The organism is Paraburkholderia sp. FW306-02-B, from assembly GCF_058782725.1.
In genome coordinates this window covers 2,818,427-2,834,474 of record NZ_JBYSXZ010000001.1, presented here as the reverse complement: position 1 = coordinate 2,834,474, position 16,048 = coordinate 2,818,427, and the positions used below count along the sequence as shown (strand labels likewise).

The 16,048-nt window shown below is 61.5% G+C and carries 17 protein-coding genes and 1 tRNA gene; 11 read left to right on the top strand and 7 right to left on the bottom strand.

The annotated features are described in order from the left end of the window. Nucleotides 1-108: 108 nt before the first annotated feature. On the bottom strand, nt 109-375 hold the full coding sequence (locus AC3WOG_RS12545) for a hypothetical protein (protein WP_492578296.1): 267 nt from the start codon (nt 373-375) through the stop codon (nt 109-111). 348 nt (nt 376-723) lie between these two features. Here AC3WOG_RS12545 and dusA point away from each other — a divergent pair, with 348 nt between their 5' ends. Continuing rightward, the gene (gene dusA, locus AC3WOG_RS12540; protein WP_492578295.1) at nt 724-1,725 is read left to right on the top strand and encodes a tRNA dihydrouridine(20/20a) synthase DusA; all 1,002 of its coding nucleotides are present in this window, start codon (nt 724-726) and stop codon (nt 1,723-1,725) included. A gap of 103 nt (nt 1,726-1,828) precedes the next feature. Then, nucleotides 1,829-1,904, top strand: a tRNA-His gene (locus tag AC3WOG_RS12535). 83 nt (nt 1,905-1,987) lie between these two features. Here the strand turns inward: AC3WOG_RS12535 and AC3WOG_RS12530 are convergent. Continuing rightward, complete coding sequence (locus tag AC3WOG_RS12530) at nt 1,988-2,188, bottom strand: hypothetical protein (RefSeq protein WP_492578294.1); 201 nt, start codon at nt 2,186-2,188, stop codon at nt 1,988-1,990. 249 nt (nt 2,189-2,437) lie between these two features. Between AC3WOG_RS12530 and AC3WOG_RS12525 the strand changes: the two genes are divergently transcribed. Together AC3WOG_RS12525 and AC3WOG_RS12520 are read left to right on the top strand one after the other, a co-directional pair. After that, nucleotides 2,438-2,689: a hypothetical protein gene (locus AC3WOG_RS12525; protein WP_492578293.1), complete on the top strand. Its 252-nt coding sequence runs from the start codon at nt 2,438-2,440 to the stop codon at nt 2,687-2,689. A 149-nt stretch (nt 2,690-2,838) separates the two neighbouring features. Beyond that, a complete protein-coding gene (locus AC3WOG_RS12520) occupies nt 2,839-3,147 on the top strand; it encodes a hypothetical protein (RefSeq protein WP_492578292.1) in 309 nt (102 codons plus the stop codon). A gap of 314 nt (nt 3,148-3,461) precedes the next feature. Here the strand turns inward: AC3WOG_RS12520 and AC3WOG_RS12515 are convergent, their stop codons facing one another. Further along, on the bottom strand, nt 3,462-3,785 hold the full coding sequence (locus AC3WOG_RS12515) for a hypothetical protein (protein ID WP_492578291.1): 324 nt from the start codon (nt 3,783-3,785) through the stop codon (nt 3,462-3,464). A gap of 346 nt (nt 3,786-4,131) precedes the next feature. On the opposite strand from AC3WOG_RS12515, the gene AC3WOG_RS12510 reads away from it, so the two are divergent. The 3 genes from AC3WOG_RS12510 to AC3WOG_RS12500 all read left to right on the top strand — a co-directional run bounded on the left by AC3WOG_RS12510 (nt 4,132) and on the right by AC3WOG_RS12500 (nt 7,090). After that, a complete protein-coding gene (locus tag AC3WOG_RS12510; RefSeq protein WP_492578290.1) occupies nt 4,132-5,760 on the top strand; it encodes a sulfotransferase family protein in 1,629 nt (542 codons plus the stop codon). Then, entirely contained in the window at nt 5,757-6,326 is a 570-nt protein-coding gene (cysC, locus tag AC3WOG_RS12505; RefSeq protein ID WP_492578289.1) for an adenylyl-sulfate kinase, read from the top strand. The genes AC3WOG_RS12510 and cysC overlap by 4 nt, the downstream gene beginning before the upstream one ends. Nucleotides 6,327-6,439: 113 nt before the next feature. Then, nucleotides 6,440-7,090 (top strand): trimeric intracellular cation channel family protein, encoded by a 651-nt coding sequence (locus AC3WOG_RS12500; protein WP_492578288.1) that lies wholly within the window; start codon nt 6,440-6,442, stop codon nt 7,088-7,090. Between the two features lie 65 nt (nt 7,091-7,155). Here AC3WOG_RS12500 and AC3WOG_RS12495 read toward each other — a convergent pair whose 3' ends face one another. Then, nucleotides 7,156-7,401 carry a hypothetical protein gene (locus tag AC3WOG_RS12495; RefSeq protein ID WP_492578287.1) on the bottom strand — a complete coding sequence of 82 codons (246 nt, stop codon included), beginning with the start codon at nt 7,399-7,401 and terminating at the stop codon, nt 7,156-7,158. Nucleotides 7,402-7,593: 192 nt separating this feature from the next. Then, the gene (locus AC3WOG_RS12490; protein WP_006048800.1) at nt 7,594-7,806 is read right to left on the bottom strand and encodes a DUF3820 family protein; all 213 of its coding nucleotides are present in this window, start codon (nt 7,804-7,806) and stop codon (nt 7,594-7,596) included. 151 nt (nt 7,807-7,957) lie between these two features. Here AC3WOG_RS12490 and AC3WOG_RS12485 point away from each other — a divergent pair, with 151 nt between their 5' ends. Continuing rightward, the gene (locus AC3WOG_RS12485) at nt 7,958-9,010 is read left to right on the top strand and encodes an NADP(H)-dependent aldo-keto reductase (protein WP_492578286.1); all 1,053 of its coding nucleotides are present in this window, start codon (nt 7,958-7,960) and stop codon (nt 9,008-9,010) included. An 86-nt stretch (nt 9,011-9,096) separates the two neighbouring features. On the opposite strand, the gene AC3WOG_RS12480 is transcribed toward AC3WOG_RS12485, so the two are convergent. Together AC3WOG_RS12480 and AC3WOG_RS12475 are read right to left on the bottom strand one after the other, a co-directional pair. Then, nucleotides 9,097-10,383 (bottom strand): MFS transporter, encoded by a 1,287-nt coding sequence (locus tag AC3WOG_RS12480; RefSeq protein WP_492578285.1) that lies wholly within the window; start codon nt 10,381-10,383, stop codon nt 9,097-9,099. Between the two features lie 59 nt (nt 10,384-10,442). Then, the gene (locus AC3WOG_RS12475; RefSeq protein ID WP_492578284.1) at nt 10,443-11,834 is read right to left on the bottom strand and encodes a M20 family metallopeptidase; all 1,392 of its coding nucleotides are present in this window, start codon (nt 11,832-11,834) and stop codon (nt 10,443-10,445) included. Between the two features lie 213 nt (nt 11,835-12,047). Here AC3WOG_RS12475 and AC3WOG_RS12470 point away from each other — a divergent pair, with 213 nt between their 5' ends. From AC3WOG_RS12470 to AC3WOG_RS12460, 3 genes are all read left to right on the top strand, one after another. Then, nucleotides 12,048-13,004: a LysR family transcriptional regulator gene (locus AC3WOG_RS12470; RefSeq protein ID WP_492578283.1), complete on the top strand. Its 957-nt coding sequence runs from the start codon at nt 12,048-12,050 to the stop codon at nt 13,002-13,004. A 295-nt stretch (nt 13,005-13,299) separates the two neighbouring features. Then, on the top strand, nt 13,300-13,722 hold the full coding sequence (locus AC3WOG_RS12465) for a hypothetical protein (protein WP_211613292.1): 423 nt from the start codon (nt 13,300-13,302) through the stop codon (nt 13,720-13,722). A 765-nt stretch (nt 13,723-14,487) separates the two neighbouring features. Then, nucleotides 14,488-15,618, top strand: a complete 1,131-nt coding sequence (locus AC3WOG_RS12460; RefSeq protein ID WP_492578282.1) for an IS110 family RNA-guided transposase — start codon at nt 14,488-14,490, stop codon at nt 15,616-15,618. The last annotated feature ends 430 nt before the right edge of the window (nt 15,619-16,048 follow it).

Below are 16,048 nucleotides of genomic sequence, written 5' to 3'. Positions count from 1 at the left end.
AGCCACTTAAGCCACGTAAACGAGACTGGGCGCCGGCATCAAATCCTTCATGCGCGGCGCTCAGTTCACCTGCTGCCCATTGCGGACAGCAGGCATAACGGCAACGATTTAGTGGCCGAAGAAAACCGATTGCGGACCCGAAACCGGTTCGCGCGTGCCCGATTGCGACGACACGGTCTTCACGCCACCGTATGCGTTCGATTCGGCTTGGGTGCGTTCAGCGGCGACGGTTTGCGCGTTCTGGCCTTGTTGCGAAGCCGGTGCGCCGACCGACGGACGATAGGACGGTGCCGGGCCGTAGCCGCTAGCAAAAGCGGGGGCGGCGATCGAGGCGGAAACAGCAACCAGCAGGGCGGCGATAAGCTTGGTCTTCATGGTATGACTCCAATAACGTTCGACTTCAGTTCTAGAAGGCGTCGCAGGGGCCGGTGAGGTGTGTCTGCAACGTCGATGGAGGGCAGTGTATACCCCTACTATCGGAAATTTGTGTCGATAATCTGAAATTACTATTCTCGATACTGGAATAATCTGTCAGAGGTATATAAGGCAAGGCTGGGCGGCGTTCCGACCCCGGCAAACAAGCGTTTTCCGGTCCGAAAGACCCGATCGGCAAGGCGGGTTATTGGCGGTCTTGCTGGAATGCCGGTACTTTCGCCGGCGCTTTCAGGGCATCTGTCCACTTGCGGTAAAATTGCGCTTTGATTTACGCCGTCTGGCCGCACCATGTCCACAACTCAAACTCCCAGTCCGCGCCGCGTTTCAGTGGCGCCCATGATGGACTGGACCGACCGCCACTGCCGCTCGTTGCACCGCGTGATATCGCGCCATACGTGGCTGTACACGGAAATGGTGACCACCGGCGCGTTGTTGCACGGCGATGTGCCGCGCCATCTGGCGTTCACGCCCGAAGAGGCGCCGGTCGCTTTGCAACTCGGCGGCAGCGAGCCCGACGACCTCGCGCGCTCGGCGAAACTCGGCGAGCAATGGGGCTATGACGAGATCAATCTGAACTGCGGTTGTCCTTCCGAGCGCGTGCAACGCGGTGCTTTCGGTGCTTGCCTGATGAACGAGCCGCAAGTCGTCGCCGATTGCGTGAAGGCAATGCGCGACGCAGTGTCGGTGCCCGTGACAGTCAAGCATCGGATCGGCGTCGATGCGGTCGAGGAGTATGGTTTCGTGCGCGATTTCGTCGGCACGATCGCGGATGCCGGTTGCAGCGTGTTCGTTGTGCACGCACGCAATGCGATTCTCAAAGGCTTGAGCCCGAAGGAAAATCGCGAGATTCCGCCGCTCAAGTATGAGTACGCGTATCAGTTGAAGCGCGAGTTTCCGCATCTGGAGATCATCATCAACGGCGGCATCAAGACGCTCGACGAAGTCGAGACGCATCTTCAACACGTCGATGGCGTGATGCTCGGGCGCGAGGCGTATCACAACCCCTATGTGCTGGCCGACGTGGATGCGCGCTTCTATGGTTCGACGGATGCGCCGCTCACGCGCGAGCAGGTCGAAGCGAAGCTGATTGAATACTGCGAGGCGGAAATGGCGCGAGGCACATACCTCGGCGCGATCACGCGCCATGCGTTGGGTCTGTATCGAGGCGAGGCCGGCGCGCGTGGATGGCGTCGTGTTTTGTCCGATAGCAAGCGTCTCGCGGCGCGCGATCTGAGCATCTTCGATGAGGCAAGACAGCATCTGCGTGAGCCAGTCGAAATTTTTGAATAAAGGACTAGGCAAACGAGATTCTTGTTCGTATAATCTCGTTTCTTCATTGACGAGCCAAGTTTATCGGTAACGAGTTTCTCGGCAAATCAAGCAGATGTCAGTGGTGGCTGTAGCTCAGTTGGTAGAGTCCAGGATTGTGATTCCTGTTGTCGTGGGTTCGAGCCCCATCAGCCACCCCAAAGAATTCGGTAGATTCAAATAGTTGCACCTTAAGAGCCGTTCCAGAATGAAAAATTCGGAACGGCTTTTTTGTTTTCGGAATTTACTCCGCCATTTTCGCCACCTTCACCTTGCGTCGATCGTAGTGCCGATGCGTTGTGCCCGGGTTTGCGCGCGCGGCGAAATCATATGCATCCTCGTCGCGGTTATCGAGCTTCGTCGTGATGTCGCCTTGATCACACCCCAGCGCACGGCGTAATTGCAAATGGTCTGGATCAGCGCCATATTGGGAAGGCTTCGTCAATTTCCGTAGAAAAGCGGATCTTTCCGATGATCGTGTCCCGGGCATGCGACACAGGCTCAAGGCGAAATTCGGTAGCGAGTCCGAGGCTATGGACGTCGCATCCGATTTTGGGCACGAGCGGGCGCGCAAAGCCGAAACAGGTCTTTAGCATCGGTACAGTTTCTTAAATTCGATCATCCACACCCACGGGTTGATGTCCCCGCCATAGCCGCGCGCGGCGGTCCCGCGATCCTGATGTTGGAGGTATCCATGTGGGATAAAATCGACTACAAAGGATTTGAGATCTGGGTGTTGCCTATCCTTGCATACGGACCTCCGGCGCCAGATACCCCATACCATTACAACGGGTATGTATGTCGACCAGGCGCCGACCTGCGTCATGCCGGGCAACGCACGCAGTTTTATGAGCTCAGCGACATCTTTGAGACCGAAGCAGAGGCGCTTGATGCGGCCTATCGCGCGGGGCGCGACCTCGTCGACACGTTGGTTGGCAACGGCTGACCTCAGTCGATACACCGAAACTCGACCACCCACACCCACGGATTGACATCCCATCCATAGCCGCGTGCGGCGTTGAGACTGCCTGGAGAGCCACGAAAGGAAGCAGCGCATAATGTTGAGATTCCTTTGTCAGGATGATGGAGGTAGATATGGCTACGTTTGCGATCGACGGCGTGCGCATTAACCCTTCAACGGACCGTGTCACGCACGTGCGCTGGGCTCTCGTCGACCCGAAGACGCATGACTGGCTGTCTCCGACCGAGGTTGTCGAAGTGATCGAAGTGGTCAGGGCGATCCATGCGGGAGACGTTTGTTGGTCCCTTTTTACCCTTGGCGGTGTGAGATTTCTGGGTCCGAAAATCAAGATCGTTGCGCACACCAACGGCCCTGATGGGATTGACACTGAGGTCCCCGACGGGAATATCGAAAAGTCCATGGACGATCTTCCGCAGGTTTGACTGAGCGTCGGCATGCTCGCGCGTGCGCTCGACTTTCATGCCGCGGCACCTGCAATCTGCTTGTCGTGCGCGAAGTTCGCGACGTCGCCGGCCTGATACGCCGCTGCAGGACGTCAACCGCGTTGGTAACCGTGGGTACGCGACGAAGTAGGCACTATCGCACTCGCGCTCGAATGGTTGGTCGACGTGCCCGCCATTCCCGCACCCACCATGCACATAATGAGCGCCACTCCGAGGTGCGCGAGCAAAGGTGAGCCGGAGTCAATGCTCCATTGGGTCACAGCAAACGCTGTTGCTGTTCATCGCAGTGCGGTTCAATGACTACGTCCTCCATGTTCGCCACTGCCGCCCTGCCACGAACTCCCGCCACCGTGGTAACCGCCGTAGCCTCCGCCGTGCCAGCCGCCATGTCCGCCGCCGTGCCAATGCCCGTTGCCGTGGTAGCAACACGGGCCGCTCCAACCTCCGCCCCAGAAGCCGATCGTGCCGTAAACCGGTGCATACGCGGGACCGTACGGATAAACGTAGTCAGGGTAATACGGTTGCGCATAGGCATAGTCGTATCCCGGCGCAACGACGCATCCGGTGAGACTCGCCACCATCGCCAACAAAGCCATTGGTCCAATGAGCTTGCTCACGATCTTCTCCTTCTATAGGAGTGAGAAAGGCCGCATGACTGCAAGTTCAGCACCATTTGTGTCCGCAGATTACGGCTCACGCGTGCCGCTGTTGCTTGCATATCGCTGTAACTGAGGCTTCAGCCAAGCCAGACAGGCATTCGGGCTGCCTTCTTTGCCGTTACCAGCTTAGCGCTCTGTAATAGTTAGTTAAAGTTACGGAATGCAACTTTAATTCGCGCCTGCTATTTTCCCCTCAGACAAATTTGCATTGAATCCAGATAGAGCCTGCGCGGAAGCTGGATGAAGAACGCATTCTCACCTTGCGCAGGCCGCGCCATGCGCAGCCTGCGAAAACCAGCCGTCAATGAAGCACGATCCACAGCCGGCTACCGCATCAGACTGGCGCGACGAGGGCGACGCCTATGCCGCTCGCGGTGAACTCGAAGCAGCGCTCGATCGTTTCGAATCCGCCCGCGCGCTCGATCCCGCCGACGCCTCCATTTACGACCGGCTCGGCGCGACGTTAGCCATGCTGAACCGTTTGCCCGAAGCAGTCTTCCGTTATCAGGAAGCCATCGCGCTCGACCCGCAGAACACCGATTTCCATCACGGCCTCGGCTGGACGTTCGAGCGGATGCATCGGCTCGAACGGGCGGTGGACTGCTATCGTCAGGCGGTTCGCCTGAACCCGAAAGCCGATGGTTCGCACAACAACATAGGCAACTGCTTGCAGGCACTTGGGCGTTTCGACGAGGCGCATGAAGCGTATCGCCGCGCGATCGAGACCGCGCCGCAGGTCCCGCTGTATTACCGCAACTTCGTGCAGTCCAAGCGCCTGAGCGCCGACGATCCGGTGTTCGTCGCGATGGAGCAGTTGGCCCGCAATGCGGCTTCGTTGACGCCGGCGAATCAGGCGGAGATTCACTTCGCATATGGTCAGGCGCTCTCCGATGTGGGCCGCGACGATGCGTCGTTCGAGCACTTCTTGCAGGGCAATGCGTTGCACCGCGCCGGCGTGCGTTATGACGAAGCCGCGTCGCTCAGTCTGTTTGCGCATCTGCCTGAACTGCTGAGCGCCGACGTGCTGGCGGCCAAACGCGGTCTTGGCGATCCATCGGCTGCGCCGATTTTTATCGTCGGCATGCCGCGCTCCGGTTCGACATTGATCGAACAGATTCTCGCAAGCCATCCGCAGGTATTCGGCGCCGGTGAGCGCGTGGAATTCGGCGAGGCGCTGGTGCGCTGCATCGCGCGCGATCGCGACGATCCGCTGCGAATCGATATCGAAGCATTGCAAGACGCCGGCGCGGCGCAACTCGGTGCGCTGGGCGCCGACTACCTGCATCGCATACATGCGGCGTTGCCGGAAATAGCGGCCGGTGTGCACAACGAAGCAGACAACGAAATGCAGCACTACACACGCTTCACCGACAAATATCCGTTCAATTTCATCAACGTCGGGTTGATCCACCTGGCGTTGCCGAACGCGCGCTTCATTCGTAGCAGCCGTTCGCCGCTGCAAACCTGCCTGTCGATTTTTTCGCGGATTTTTTATGACGTGCCGTTCAGCTACGACCTCGGCGAACTCGGCCGCTACTACCGTGCGTACGACGCGCTGATGGCGCATTGGCAACGCGTGCTGCCCGAAGGCGTGATGATCGAGGTCAAGTACGAAGACCTCGTCGAGGATCTGGAGGGCAATGTTCGTCGAATACTGGTGCACTGCGGGCTCGACTGGGACGAACGCTGTCTCGCGTTTCACCAGACCGAACGTCAGGTGAATACGGCAAGTGCGGCACAGGTGCGCCGGCCGATCTACAAAACGTCGGTGCAGCGGTGGCAGCCGCGGCAGGCGTTCCTGCAACCGCTGTTCGATGGCTTGGGACCGGCGCTGGCGGCCACCGATGGCTTCAGCCCGCACGAGCATGTGCCGCCCGGCTTCGACCTTGCAGACGTTGCAGCTGTGGCAACCAACCCGGAGCGCAAACCATGAGCCCAATCCACGGCGTTGTCGTATGGATGACCGGCTTGTCCGGTGCCGGCAAATCGACGCTGGCCGTCGCATTGCACGAGCGTCTCGCCGCGGCGGGCCAACGCTCGATCGTGCTCGACGGCGACGTGCTGCGGCGCGGCCTGAACGCCGACCTCGGCTACACGCGCGCGGACCGCGCTGAAAATCTGCGCCGGGTCGCACATGTCGCGGCGCTGCTCAAGCAGGAGGGCTTCGTCGTGATTGCCGCGGTGATCTCCCCTGAGCATCAGCATCGGCGCATGGCGCGCGAAATCGTCGGTGACGGTTTTATCGAAGCGTTCATCAACGCGCCATTGCAGGTGTGCGAAGCGCGTGATGTCAAAGGGCTCTACGCACGCGCCCGGCGCGGCGAAATCCCTGATTTCACCGGTATTTCCGGGCCGTTCGAAGCGCCGCTGTCACCCGACATCGCGATCGAAACCGACCGGGTCTCGCTCGATGAGGCCGTCGCCAACCTGCTCGCGCATCTGGCAGAGGCGGGCCACTTGCGTGACCTCCCAACGGAAGTGGCGGACCTGGCGCTCTGAGCGAAAAGCAGGTTGCACAAAACCGTACCGCTTTCCGGCTCGCAAATTTTCCACCCGGCGCGCGGCGTTTCGCTATCCTTTCGACTACTTGGGGACAGAAGGGTGATGCGTCGATGCCGACATTGTCGATCCGAAAAGTAAGGCCGAACGTCGAAGCGCTCGTTCTGGCGGCTGATCTTGCGGGCACATTTGTTTTCGCGGTCGAAGGCGCGCTCAGTGCGATGCGTGGCGGTCTCGATCTGTTGGGCGTGATGGTGATCTCGTTTGTCGCGGCGCTCGGCGGCGGCGTGATCCGCGATCTGTTGATCGGCGACACACCACCCAATGCGATACGCGACTGGCGCTATCCGGCGTTGACGTTCGCGACGGGTTGGCTCACGTTCATTTTTCATTCGGCGGCGCAGCAGTTTCCCGTCGGACTCGTCACGGTGCTCGACGCGGCCGGCCTCGCGCTATTTGCCGTCGCGGGCGTAGAGAAAGCGCTGCTGTTCGGGATTCGTCCGTTTGTCGCGATGCTGATGGGCGCCGTCACGGGCGTGGGTGGCGGTGTGATTCGCGATGTGCTGCTCGCGCGCGTGCCGCTCGTGCTGCACGCCGACATCTACGCGACCGCGGCTTTTGCGGGCGCGTTCGTCGTCGTGGCCGCGCGTCGCGCGGGCATGCCGCCGAGCCTCGCGGCATTGGCAGGCGGCGTGGCGTGCTTCGTGCTGCGCGTGCTCGCCGTGTCGTACGGCTGGCATCTGCCGAAGGCGTCGCTTGGCTGACGGCTATCAATCAGTCATGAGGGTGGCGAAGCGATCGGATCGACGCTGCCTGAACCCGTACCGTCTTACCGCAGCAAGCTGGCCGAATGATGCAAGGCGGGGTACACGCCGATGATGAATGCCGCATAGACCGCGGCCATCGTCACGCCGGCCGCTGTGCCCCACACATCGCGCGATGCCGCGCCTTGCCGGAAATGCACCGGCAGCCCGACCACCAGATAGCCGACCAGAAAGAACACGATGACGGCGCACACCGGCGACAGGTCGTGACCGATGAAATCCAGTAGAGCAATCAGACTGAAGTGAGGCATGGTCGAGGCGGCTGTGTCGCGTGCGAACGCTTGAAGAAACGTGCGCAGGATGCGGGATGTCAAACGAATTTAAGACCACGGTTTAGCGAGGGTCAAGACAAAGACCGTGTGAATTTGTACAAGCTTCAATTGCCTGCACAACAACTTTCATCCGGCTTTAACGTGCTTCCTTTCGCTTTCATGGCAACGCGCTCAGCGCTTGCGTAAGGGCTCGATCAGCGACGACAGGCCGTTGTGATCGATCTCATGCATCAGCGCCAGCAGCCGGCCGATTTCGCCGGGCGGGAAGCCTTGGCTTGCGAACCAGTTTAGATAGTGCCCGGGCAGATCCGCAATCAGGCGGCCTTTATATTTTCCGTAGGGCATCACGCGCGTGACCAGCAGTTCAAGGTGTTCGGGGTTCATCGCAGGTGTTTCGACGGAAATTTCGACGGAAAGGATCGGAATACTGGCGGAGACTCCGCCCGCTGCTGCAGCATTTTAGCTGCGCTGCAGGCATCGCGCCGGCGTGGTAACTTCAGCGCTTTCCGTTCACACAATCAACAGGACAAGTTCGATGGAATACCGCAGACTCGGCGACACAGATGTGCAGGTTAGCCTGATCGGTCTCGGCACCATGACGTGGGGCGAGCAGAACACCGAGCAGGACGCGCACGCGCAGATCGATTACGCGCTCGATCACGGCGTCAATCTGATCGACGCGGCTGAAATGTACCCGGTGCCGCCGCGTCCCGAGACGCAAGGCTCGACCGAGCGCTACATCGGCACGTGGCTCGCGCAGCATCGCAGCGCGCGCGAGAAGATCGTGCTCGCCACCAAGATCGCCGGGCCGGCGCGTCAACCGCATAATCCGCGCCATATTCGCGGCGCGGGCAACCAGTTCGATCGCAAGAATCTGACCGAAGCGCTGAACGATAGCCTCAAGCGTCTGCAAACGGATTACGTCGATCTGTACCAGTTGCACTGGCCGGATCGCAGCACGATGACGTTCGGCCGCCCCGTGTATCCGTGGGTCGACGATGCGTACACGGTGCCGATCGAAGAAACGCTGTCGGTGCTCGCCGAGTTCGTCAAGGAAGGCAAGGTGCGCCATATCGGCGTGTCGAACGAAACGCCGTGGGGTGTCGCGCAGTTTCTGCGCGCAACGGAAAAGCTCAATTTGCCGCGCATCGTCAGCATCCAGAATCCGTATAGCCTGCTGAACCGTACGTATGAAGCCGGTCTGTCGGAGTACGCGCATCGCGACAATATCGGCTTGCTTGCGTATTCACCGTTGGCCTTCGGCTGGCTGTCGGGCAAGTACGAAGGCGGCGCGCGTCCGGCGGGCGCCCGCATCTCGCTGTTCGAGCGTTTTCAACGCTACAGCAAGCCGCAAGCGATTCAGGCGACCACGCGTTACGTCGAACTGGCGAGGCGCCATGGCTTGTCGCCCGCGCAGTTCGCGCTGGCCTTCGTCAACAGCCGGCCGTTCCTGACCAGCAATCTGATCGGCGCGACCTCGCTCGACCAGTTGAAGGAAAACATCGGCAGCGCCGAAGTGAAACTCTCGCCGGAAGTGCTCGCGGAAATTGATGCGCTGCATGAGTTGCAGCCGAATCCGGCGCCGTGATGCAGTTGATTTGACGTCGAGTTGCCCCGGCTTCGATGCCGGGGCAGCGATGTGGTTTGATTCAGTCAAGCAGGCTTTAACCGCGCTCAGCGGATTGTCAATGTCGAGCGCACCGCATGCAGCGCCAGCAAACTCACTACGGCGCAGAACATCAGATAGAAGCCCGGCGCCAGCTTGTTGCCGCTCGCGTCGATCAGCCACGTGATCACGAACGGCGCAAAGCCGCCGAACACCGTTACGCCGATGTTGTAGCTGACCGCGAGACCGGTCGCGCGCGTCTGCGTCGGGAATATCTCCGACATCAACGCGGGCAGCGCGCCGAAATACGTCGCCTTCAATACGCCGATCCAGATCAGTGCGAGGAGCATCGTCGAGAACGACGGATGCGCGTTCATGTACATGAAGGTCGGATAGACCGTCACCAGCATCAGCACGGCGGCTGCCGCCATGATGCGGATGCGTCCCACGCTATCGGACCAGTGGCCGGCGAATGGCGTCAGCACCGTCAGCACGACGCCGGTCGCGAGCGTCGCCGCGAAACCAGTCGAGGCGGGCAGATGCAGTTGCTTGATCGCGTAGGTCGGCATGTACAGAATCATGTAGTTGGCTGCCGTCGAGATCACCAGCGAGCCGACCGCGAGCAGCATAGGGACCTTCTGCGTGGCGAACAGATCGCGCAGCGGCGTGTGGGTTTTCGGCTCGTTGCCGAACTCGGCGCCTTCGTCCACATAGCGGCGAATATAGAAGCCGACCGGACCGATCGCGAGACCGAAGAAGAACGGAATGCGCCATCCCCAGGATTCGAGTTGAGCAGTCGTTAGCTGGCTCGTCAGTAACGCGCCGAAACCGGATGCGAGCAGCGTCGCGAGGCCCTGGCTCGCGAACTGCCAGCTACCCATGAAGCCGCGCCGCTCAGGCGCATGCTCGACCAGAAACGCGGTCGAAGCGCCAAATTCGCCGCCCGCCGAGAACCCCTGAATCAGACGCGACAGCAAGATGCCGACCGGCGCCCACAAGCCGATCGCCGCGTATGAGGGCATCACCGCGATCGTCAAGGTGCCGATCATCATCAGCCCGATCGACAGCAGCAGCGATGCCTTGCGTCCGGCGCGGTCCGCGAGCGACCCGAGTACGAGCCCGCCGAGCGGCCGGATCAGGTACGAGATGCCGAAAGTGCCGAGCGTGAGCATCAGCGACATCGCTTCGGTACTCGCGGGGAAGAACAGCTTCGCGATCGTGACCGCAAAAAAACCGTAGACGACGAGGTCGAACCATTCGAGCGCATTGCCGATCGACGCCGCGAGAATGATGCGATGAACCTTCGCGGCGGACGGCCGCGCGGCGTTGACTTGCAAGGTAGACGTGCTGCTCATGGGCGTGCCTCGTGGCGGATGCGGATGATGGCGTGCTGCGTTCGATCGTTCGGTGTTGCTCAGGCTGCCGCGCGCGGCGAGTTTTCGCCGAGATCCCAGAAGAGCCCTGCCATGATCTGCAGACCTTCGCGCACGACCGGTCCGAGCAGATGTTCGTTCGGCGCGTGCTGCGAGCACGCCGGATACGAATGCGGCACCCAGATGGTCGGCAGGCCGAGCGTGTCGGCGAACACTTCGTTCGGCAGCGTGCCGCCGAGATTCGGCAGCACCGCCGTTTTCTTGCCGGTGGTGTGTTCGAGCGAAGCGATTGCCCACGTGACCCACGGATCGTCGGGATTCAGACGCGTGGCCGGCGCGCCGCGCTCGACACTGATCTCGACCAGCGAAAAACCGTGCGCGTCCAGATACGTGCGCAGATGCTGTTCGAGTTTTTCCCAATCGGTGCCGACCACGAAACGCAACTGGCAATGCGCGAATGCCGACGACGGGATCGCGTTGACCGGGTTCTCGGGGTTGCCCGCCTTGAAGGCCAGCACTTCGAAACTGTTCCAGCCGAACACGCGTTCGGCCGGCGTCAGGCCGGGCTCGCCCCAGTGGTCGTCGACGGCGGGATCGCCCGGGCCGCCGCCCACCGTGATATCGGCCAGCGCGCGGCGCACCGCTTCGGGAAGCGGCGGCGGCCGCAAGCCGTCGACGGCGATCACGCCGCGCGCGTCGACCAGACTCGCGAGCGCGTTCGCGAGCACCGTGGCGGGGTTGCGCAGCAGGCCGCCCCAGTTGCCCGAGTGATGCGCGCCGTCGCGCAGGTTCAGCGAGAGTTTGAAGTTCACCGAGCCGCGCGAGCCGAGGAACACCGTGGGGCGGCGCGCGGCGAGGCGTGGGCCGTCGGAGGCGATCAGCACGTCGGCGGCCAGTTCCTCTCGGTACGTCCGGCAGATCGCATCGAGCCCCGGCGAGCCGGCTTCCTCGCCCATCTCGATCAGCAGTTTCGCGTTGAAGCCGAGCTTGCCGCCGCGCGCGGCCAGCACGCTGGCCAGCGCGGCGAGGTTGATGCTGTGCTGGCCTTTGTTATCGGCGGTGCCGCGGCCATACCAGCGCTCGCCTTCGACGGTCACGGCCCACGGCGTCAACGGCTCGCGCCATTGGCTGTCGTAGCCGCGCACCACGTCGCCGTGGCCGTAGATCAGCACGGTCGGCAGGTGGTCGGCTTCGTGACGGGTGGCGATCAGGAACGGCCCGAAGCCGTCGGTCGGGTTATCGACGATTTGTGTGCCGAAGCCGAGCCGCTGCGCTTCGGGAACGATTTCGCCGGTCAGATACGAGAGCAGGGTGGCGGCGCGTTCCGTTTCCTGGCTCTCGGTACGAAAGCCGACGCGACGGTTGAGGACGTCGAGAAAGGCGCCCGATTCGAAATGGTGTGTCGCGTGCTCGATGGCCTGGTCGCGGCTCATGAATGTCTCCGGTGTGGGGTGCGGATCCGACGCGCGGGGGTGCAGTGCGTGGGATGCATTGCCGGTAGCGGTCAGGGTGGAATCGATTCTAGGAGGCCGTTTTTTTTGTCACAATGATCGTCTTTCGAAACTTGCGTTGCCGAAAAGGCAAAGCTCAACGCGCTCGTGCAGCGGCACAAGCAGGGGCGCATCAGGTCGCATGAGGCACGTCCCATGGCACTTTCGCTACACGGCATTGCATTGCGCTATTTCGTCGAAGTCGCGCGCACGGGATCGATCAGCGATGCATCCGCGCGGCTGCATGTGGCTGTCTCCGCGATTAGCCGGCAGATTGCCCGGCTTGAAAGCGAGCTCGGCGCGGCGCTGTTCGAACGACGGCCGCGCGGCATGGCGCTCTCGGAAGCCGGTGAACGTCTGCTCGCCTACGCGCAGCGCAGCCTGCTCGAGGCCGAGCATGTGATGAAGGAGATCGGCGGCCTCGAGGCTCTGCACGGGAGCATGATCAAGATCGCCAGCTCGGAGGGTTTCGCCGCGGACTTCCTGCCTGGCGCGATGGCGGGCTTCCGGCGCAGCTATCCGGGGATCGACTTCACGCTCTCCGTGATGTCGCCGGGCGAGGCGACCCGCCGGGTGCGCGACGGCGACGCCGATCTCGCGCTGACCTTCAGCCTCGCGCCGGAAAAAGGCGTCAAAGTCGAGCACACCGAACGGGCACCGGTGCTGGCGCTGCTGCGCGCCGATCATCCGCTGGCCACGCGCGCGAAGGTGTCGCTCGCCGAGTTGCGGCGCTATCCATTGGTGCTGCCCGAACCGGGCACGACGATCCGCCAGTTGATCGACATCACTTGCGCGCTTGAAGGCGTGCTGCTGGAACCTGACATCATCTGTAACAACAGCGGCGCGATGTACCGTTACGCGCAGAAGTCCGGCGCGATCATGTTCACGGGTTTGCTGTCGGTGCGTGATCGTTACACGGGCGACGGTTTCGTCGTGATTCCACTGACGCATCCACAGATGCGCCAGCGCAGCATTCAGGTGCAGACGATGGCCGGGCGCGAGCTGCCGCCGTCGGTCAGAGCTTTTCGCGACCATTTGATCGCGGAGATCGGCGGACCGAGGCCGGCGGACGCCACGACGCCGAAGCCGGCTCGAAGGCGTGGGAAAGGCTGATCTTTAGCGCGGATGGGGGCGTTTGAAGCGCTGGGCGGGCGGCGCGGCGAGTTGACGGGGCAATTAAAGGCTTGGCTACGGGCGGCGGATTGAAAGGCAAATCTCCCTGCCGGACGGCGAATCACGACCTAAACTGTGGTGACGGGGGCGGGCTGTATGACTTGACTGCGCGGGTTGTGATGCTGCGACGCACACAAATGACACCAGTGGTACGATTCAGCCCGAAAAATGGAGAGAGGTACGCGGTGAATACGGCGTGCCGTCCACAACAGAGCGATAGGACTCAGGAAATCGAATGGCGCAACAAAAAACAAACCCAAAACTTGAGCAGGCGCTGACGCGCGGGGACCTTGCAATTCGCCAGGCGAATTCGGCGCGGGCGACTGCGCTGTTGCGTGCGTTGGGCAAGATGATCGTGGAGGCGTCGGCGACGATCGGCGTGGAAGCGTTCACGCTGATTCCTGACGGCGACAAGATTTACGATCCCGCCGATGGACTGTGGCCACAGGAATTGCAGGTTTCGCTCGACGGTCCTGTCGAGGAGGCTGATCCTGACGAAGTTCGCACGGTGAGGTTGATTGCCGATGATCCTGCCACGGTGTTCAGGGTTGAATGGCAACGGGCCGATGGGAAGATCGGACGTCAGGATGGGGGGCCGTTTGCAACGGTGGCCTTTATTTCTGATGTGGATATTCCCTGGACGGATGACGAAGATTAAATTTGCGCGTAGCGTGTTGATTTGCGCGTAGTGGCTGATTGGGGTGTTGTTGGCTTTTGGTTTTGTTTTTTTGCCTACGCGGCGCTCTGGTTGTTATGCCTGCGGCGTTGCCTTTCCTTGCTTTGATATTGGTTTATTAGCGTTCCCCCTGTGCGGGGGGCACCTACTTTTCTTTGCCTGCCGCAAAGAAAAGTAGGCAAAAGAAAGCGGCTTTACACCGCTAGTTCTTAAGCAGGTCCCCTGGCTTGGAGGAGGCAGTGGAGCATCTGGAATCGGTGTTCCCGCACACTCCGCGCTGGTGACAAGGCCGTCATTCTTCCGGCGGCGCTTCGCGCGCCGTATCGGTACTTCATCAAACCGCCTGGCGGTTTGGGCGCCTCGCCGAGGCGAAGCCGATGGCTCCCATCGCGCAGAGAATTACCCACTGGTTTCCCAGGCAGACCCGTTCGCGACGCACGGGTGCGGAGTGGAAAGCATGATGCAGGAAGCGCGTATCCGCGCCCGGTGTTGAGAAGCACCGCTCGGCACGCGCAGCGCCGCCGGAAGAATGACTGCCTTGTCACCAGGGCTAAATGTGCGAGAGCACAGATTCCAGATGTTTCACTACCTCCTCCAAGCCAGGGGACCCGCTTAAGCGTTAGACAGTATGACTCCCGTGAGGCAAGGGCTGGCCTGCCGTGAGGAATCAAACGCGGGTTAGCATTGCTACCAGAGCCGCACGGTGCGGACGGGCCGCACCCGGCGAATTCCGGCACGGAGGCCAGCATGGAACACGATAGCACGCTGTACGTCGGTTGCGACGTTCACAAGGATTCGATCACAGTTGCCTATGCACTCGATGCGGGCGAGGTTGAACTGCTCGGCAAGACCGGTACGAGGCAGGCCGATATCGATCGCCTGTGCAAGCGCCTGCAGTCAAAGGCGCCACGCATCCGGTTCGTCTACGAGGCAGGCCCGTGCGGCTACGGGCTTTACCGTCAACTCGTGAACAAGGGTTTCGACTGCATGGTGTGCGCGCCATCGCTGATCCCCAAAAAACCAGGCGAGCGGGTCAAGACCGATCGGCGTGATGCGTTCAAGCTGGTACGTTCACTGCGCGCTGGCGACCTGTCAGCGGTATACGTGCCCGGCGTGGGCGACGAAGCGTTCCGCGATCTGGCGCGTACCTGGGTCAGCGCCAAAGATGATCTGAAGCGTGCACGGCAACGGCTGAAGGCTTTCCTGCTCTCGCATGGGGTGCGCTATACAGGCCGCGCCGACTGGGGACCGGCGCACCAGCGCTGGCTGGGCGCGCATGCATTCGACAGTGCATGGCAGCAGCTGGCGTTCGAGGAACATCGGCGCACCATCGAGGACCGCCTCGCGCAATGCGCGCGACTGGAGGCCGCGTTGCGCGAAGCGGTCCCCAACTGGCGCTTCTATCCGGCCGTGCTGGGCCTGCAGACCATGCGCGGCGTGCAGTTCACCACGGCGGTGGGCATGCTCGCGGAGCTGGGTGACCTGTCGCGTTTTGCCCATCCGCGCCAGCTGATGGCCTGGCTGGGCGTGACGCCCTCGGAACACTCGTCAGGCGAGAAGCGCCGGCAGGGCAGTATCACGAAGAACGGCAACAGCTACGCGAGAAAGCTGCTCGTCGAAGCGGCCTGGAGCTACCGGCATACGGCCCGTGTCAGTCCCGACATCCAGCGCCGCCACGAAGGCATCCCCAAGCCGATCGTGGATCGCGCCTGGGACGCACAGGTGCGGCTGTGCCGACGCTATCGCAAGCTCATCGCGCGCGGCAAGCAGAAGAACATCGCGGTGGTCGCGGTTGCCCGCGAACTGGCAGGTTTTATCTGGGACGTCAGCCGGCTCGCGATGTCGCTGGCCGTACCGCACGAGGTGCGCCTGGCATGATGCAACATCCAGCCCCGTTGCCCCAACCTGACACTGGAGGAGTTTCCTGAAGGCGGCGTAGCCCGGCACACGAGTAACCCGCGACACCGCTACGCAACGGATTGCATCCGACTTGCGGCTTTAGATTGCGGCAGGCTCATTGGGCGGACCTCTGTAATGCGGTACCCAACCCGCGGATATCAGCGTGATCCACCGTCGAGATGTACTGCTACGTCGCCCTCAGGAAATTCAGACAATATGAATTTGAGAAACCGAAAAACCGATCCCGATTGACACCGGGAGTCATATCAGCGGTTTGAGCCGCTTTCTTTTGCCTACTTTTCTTTGCGGCAGGCAAAGAAAAGTAGGTGCCCCCCGCACAGGGGGAACGCTAATAAACCAAAAAGAAAGCAAGGAAAGGCCAACGCCGCAGGCACACACCCATAGCGCC

Bases quoted from the DNA above. Each gene is read 5' to 3' on its own strand.
- cysC (WP_492578289.1), top strand. From the start codon at position 5,757: ATGAGCCCAATCCACGGCGTTGTCGTATGGATGACCGGCTTGTCCGGT.
- AC3WOG_RS12520 (WP_492578292.1), top strand. From the start codon at position 2,839: ATGGCTACGTTTGCGATCGACGGCGTGCGCATTAACCCTTCAACGGAC.
- AC3WOG_RS12470 (WP_492578283.1), top strand. From the start codon at position 12,048: ATGGCACTTTCGCTACACGGCATTGCATTGCGCTATTTCGTCGAAGTC.
- AC3WOG_RS12525 (WP_492578293.1), top strand. From the start codon at position 2,438: ATGTGGGATAAAATCGACTACAAAGGATTTGAGATCTGGGTGTTGCCT.
- AC3WOG_RS12490 (WP_006048800.1), bottom strand. From the start codon at position 7,806: ATGAACCCCGAACACCTTGAACTGCTGGTCACGCGCGTGATGCCCTAC.
- AC3WOG_RS12545 (WP_492578296.1), bottom strand. From the start codon at position 375: ATGAAGACCAAGCTTATCGCCGCCCTGCTGGTTGCTGTTTCCGCCTCG.
- AC3WOG_RS12465 (WP_211613292.1), top strand. From the start codon at position 13,300: ATGGCGCAACAAAAAACAAACCCAAAACTTGAGCAGGCGCTGACGCGC.
- dusA (WP_492578295.1), top strand. From the start codon at position 724: ATGTCCACAACTCAAACTCCCAGTCCGCGCCGCGTTTCAGTGGCGCCC.
- AC3WOG_RS12510 (WP_492578290.1), top strand. From the start codon at position 4,132: ATGAAGCACGATCCACAGCCGGCTACCGCATCAGACTGGCGCGACGAG.
- AC3WOG_RS12460 (WP_492578282.1), top strand. From the start codon at position 14,488: ATGGAACACGATAGCACGCTGTACGTCGGTTGCGACGTTCACAAGGAT.
- AC3WOG_RS12495 (WP_492578287.1), bottom strand. From the start codon at position 7,401: ATGCCTCACTTCAGTCTGATTGCTCTACTGGATTTCATCGGTCACGAC.
- AC3WOG_RS12480 (WP_492578285.1), bottom strand. From the start codon at position 10,383: ATGAGCAGCACGTCTACCTTGCAAGTCAACGCCGCGCGGCCGTCCGCC.
- AC3WOG_RS12475 (WP_492578284.1), bottom strand. From the start codon at position 11,834: ATGAGCCGCGACCAGGCCATCGAGCACGCGACACACCATTTCGAATCG.
- AC3WOG_RS12500 (WP_492578288.1), top strand. From the start codon at position 6,440: ATGCCGACATTGTCGATCCGAAAAGTAAGGCCGAACGTCGAAGCGCTC.
- AC3WOG_RS12485 (WP_492578286.1), top strand. From the start codon at position 7,958: ATGGAATACCGCAGACTCGGCGACACAGATGTGCAGGTTAGCCTGATC.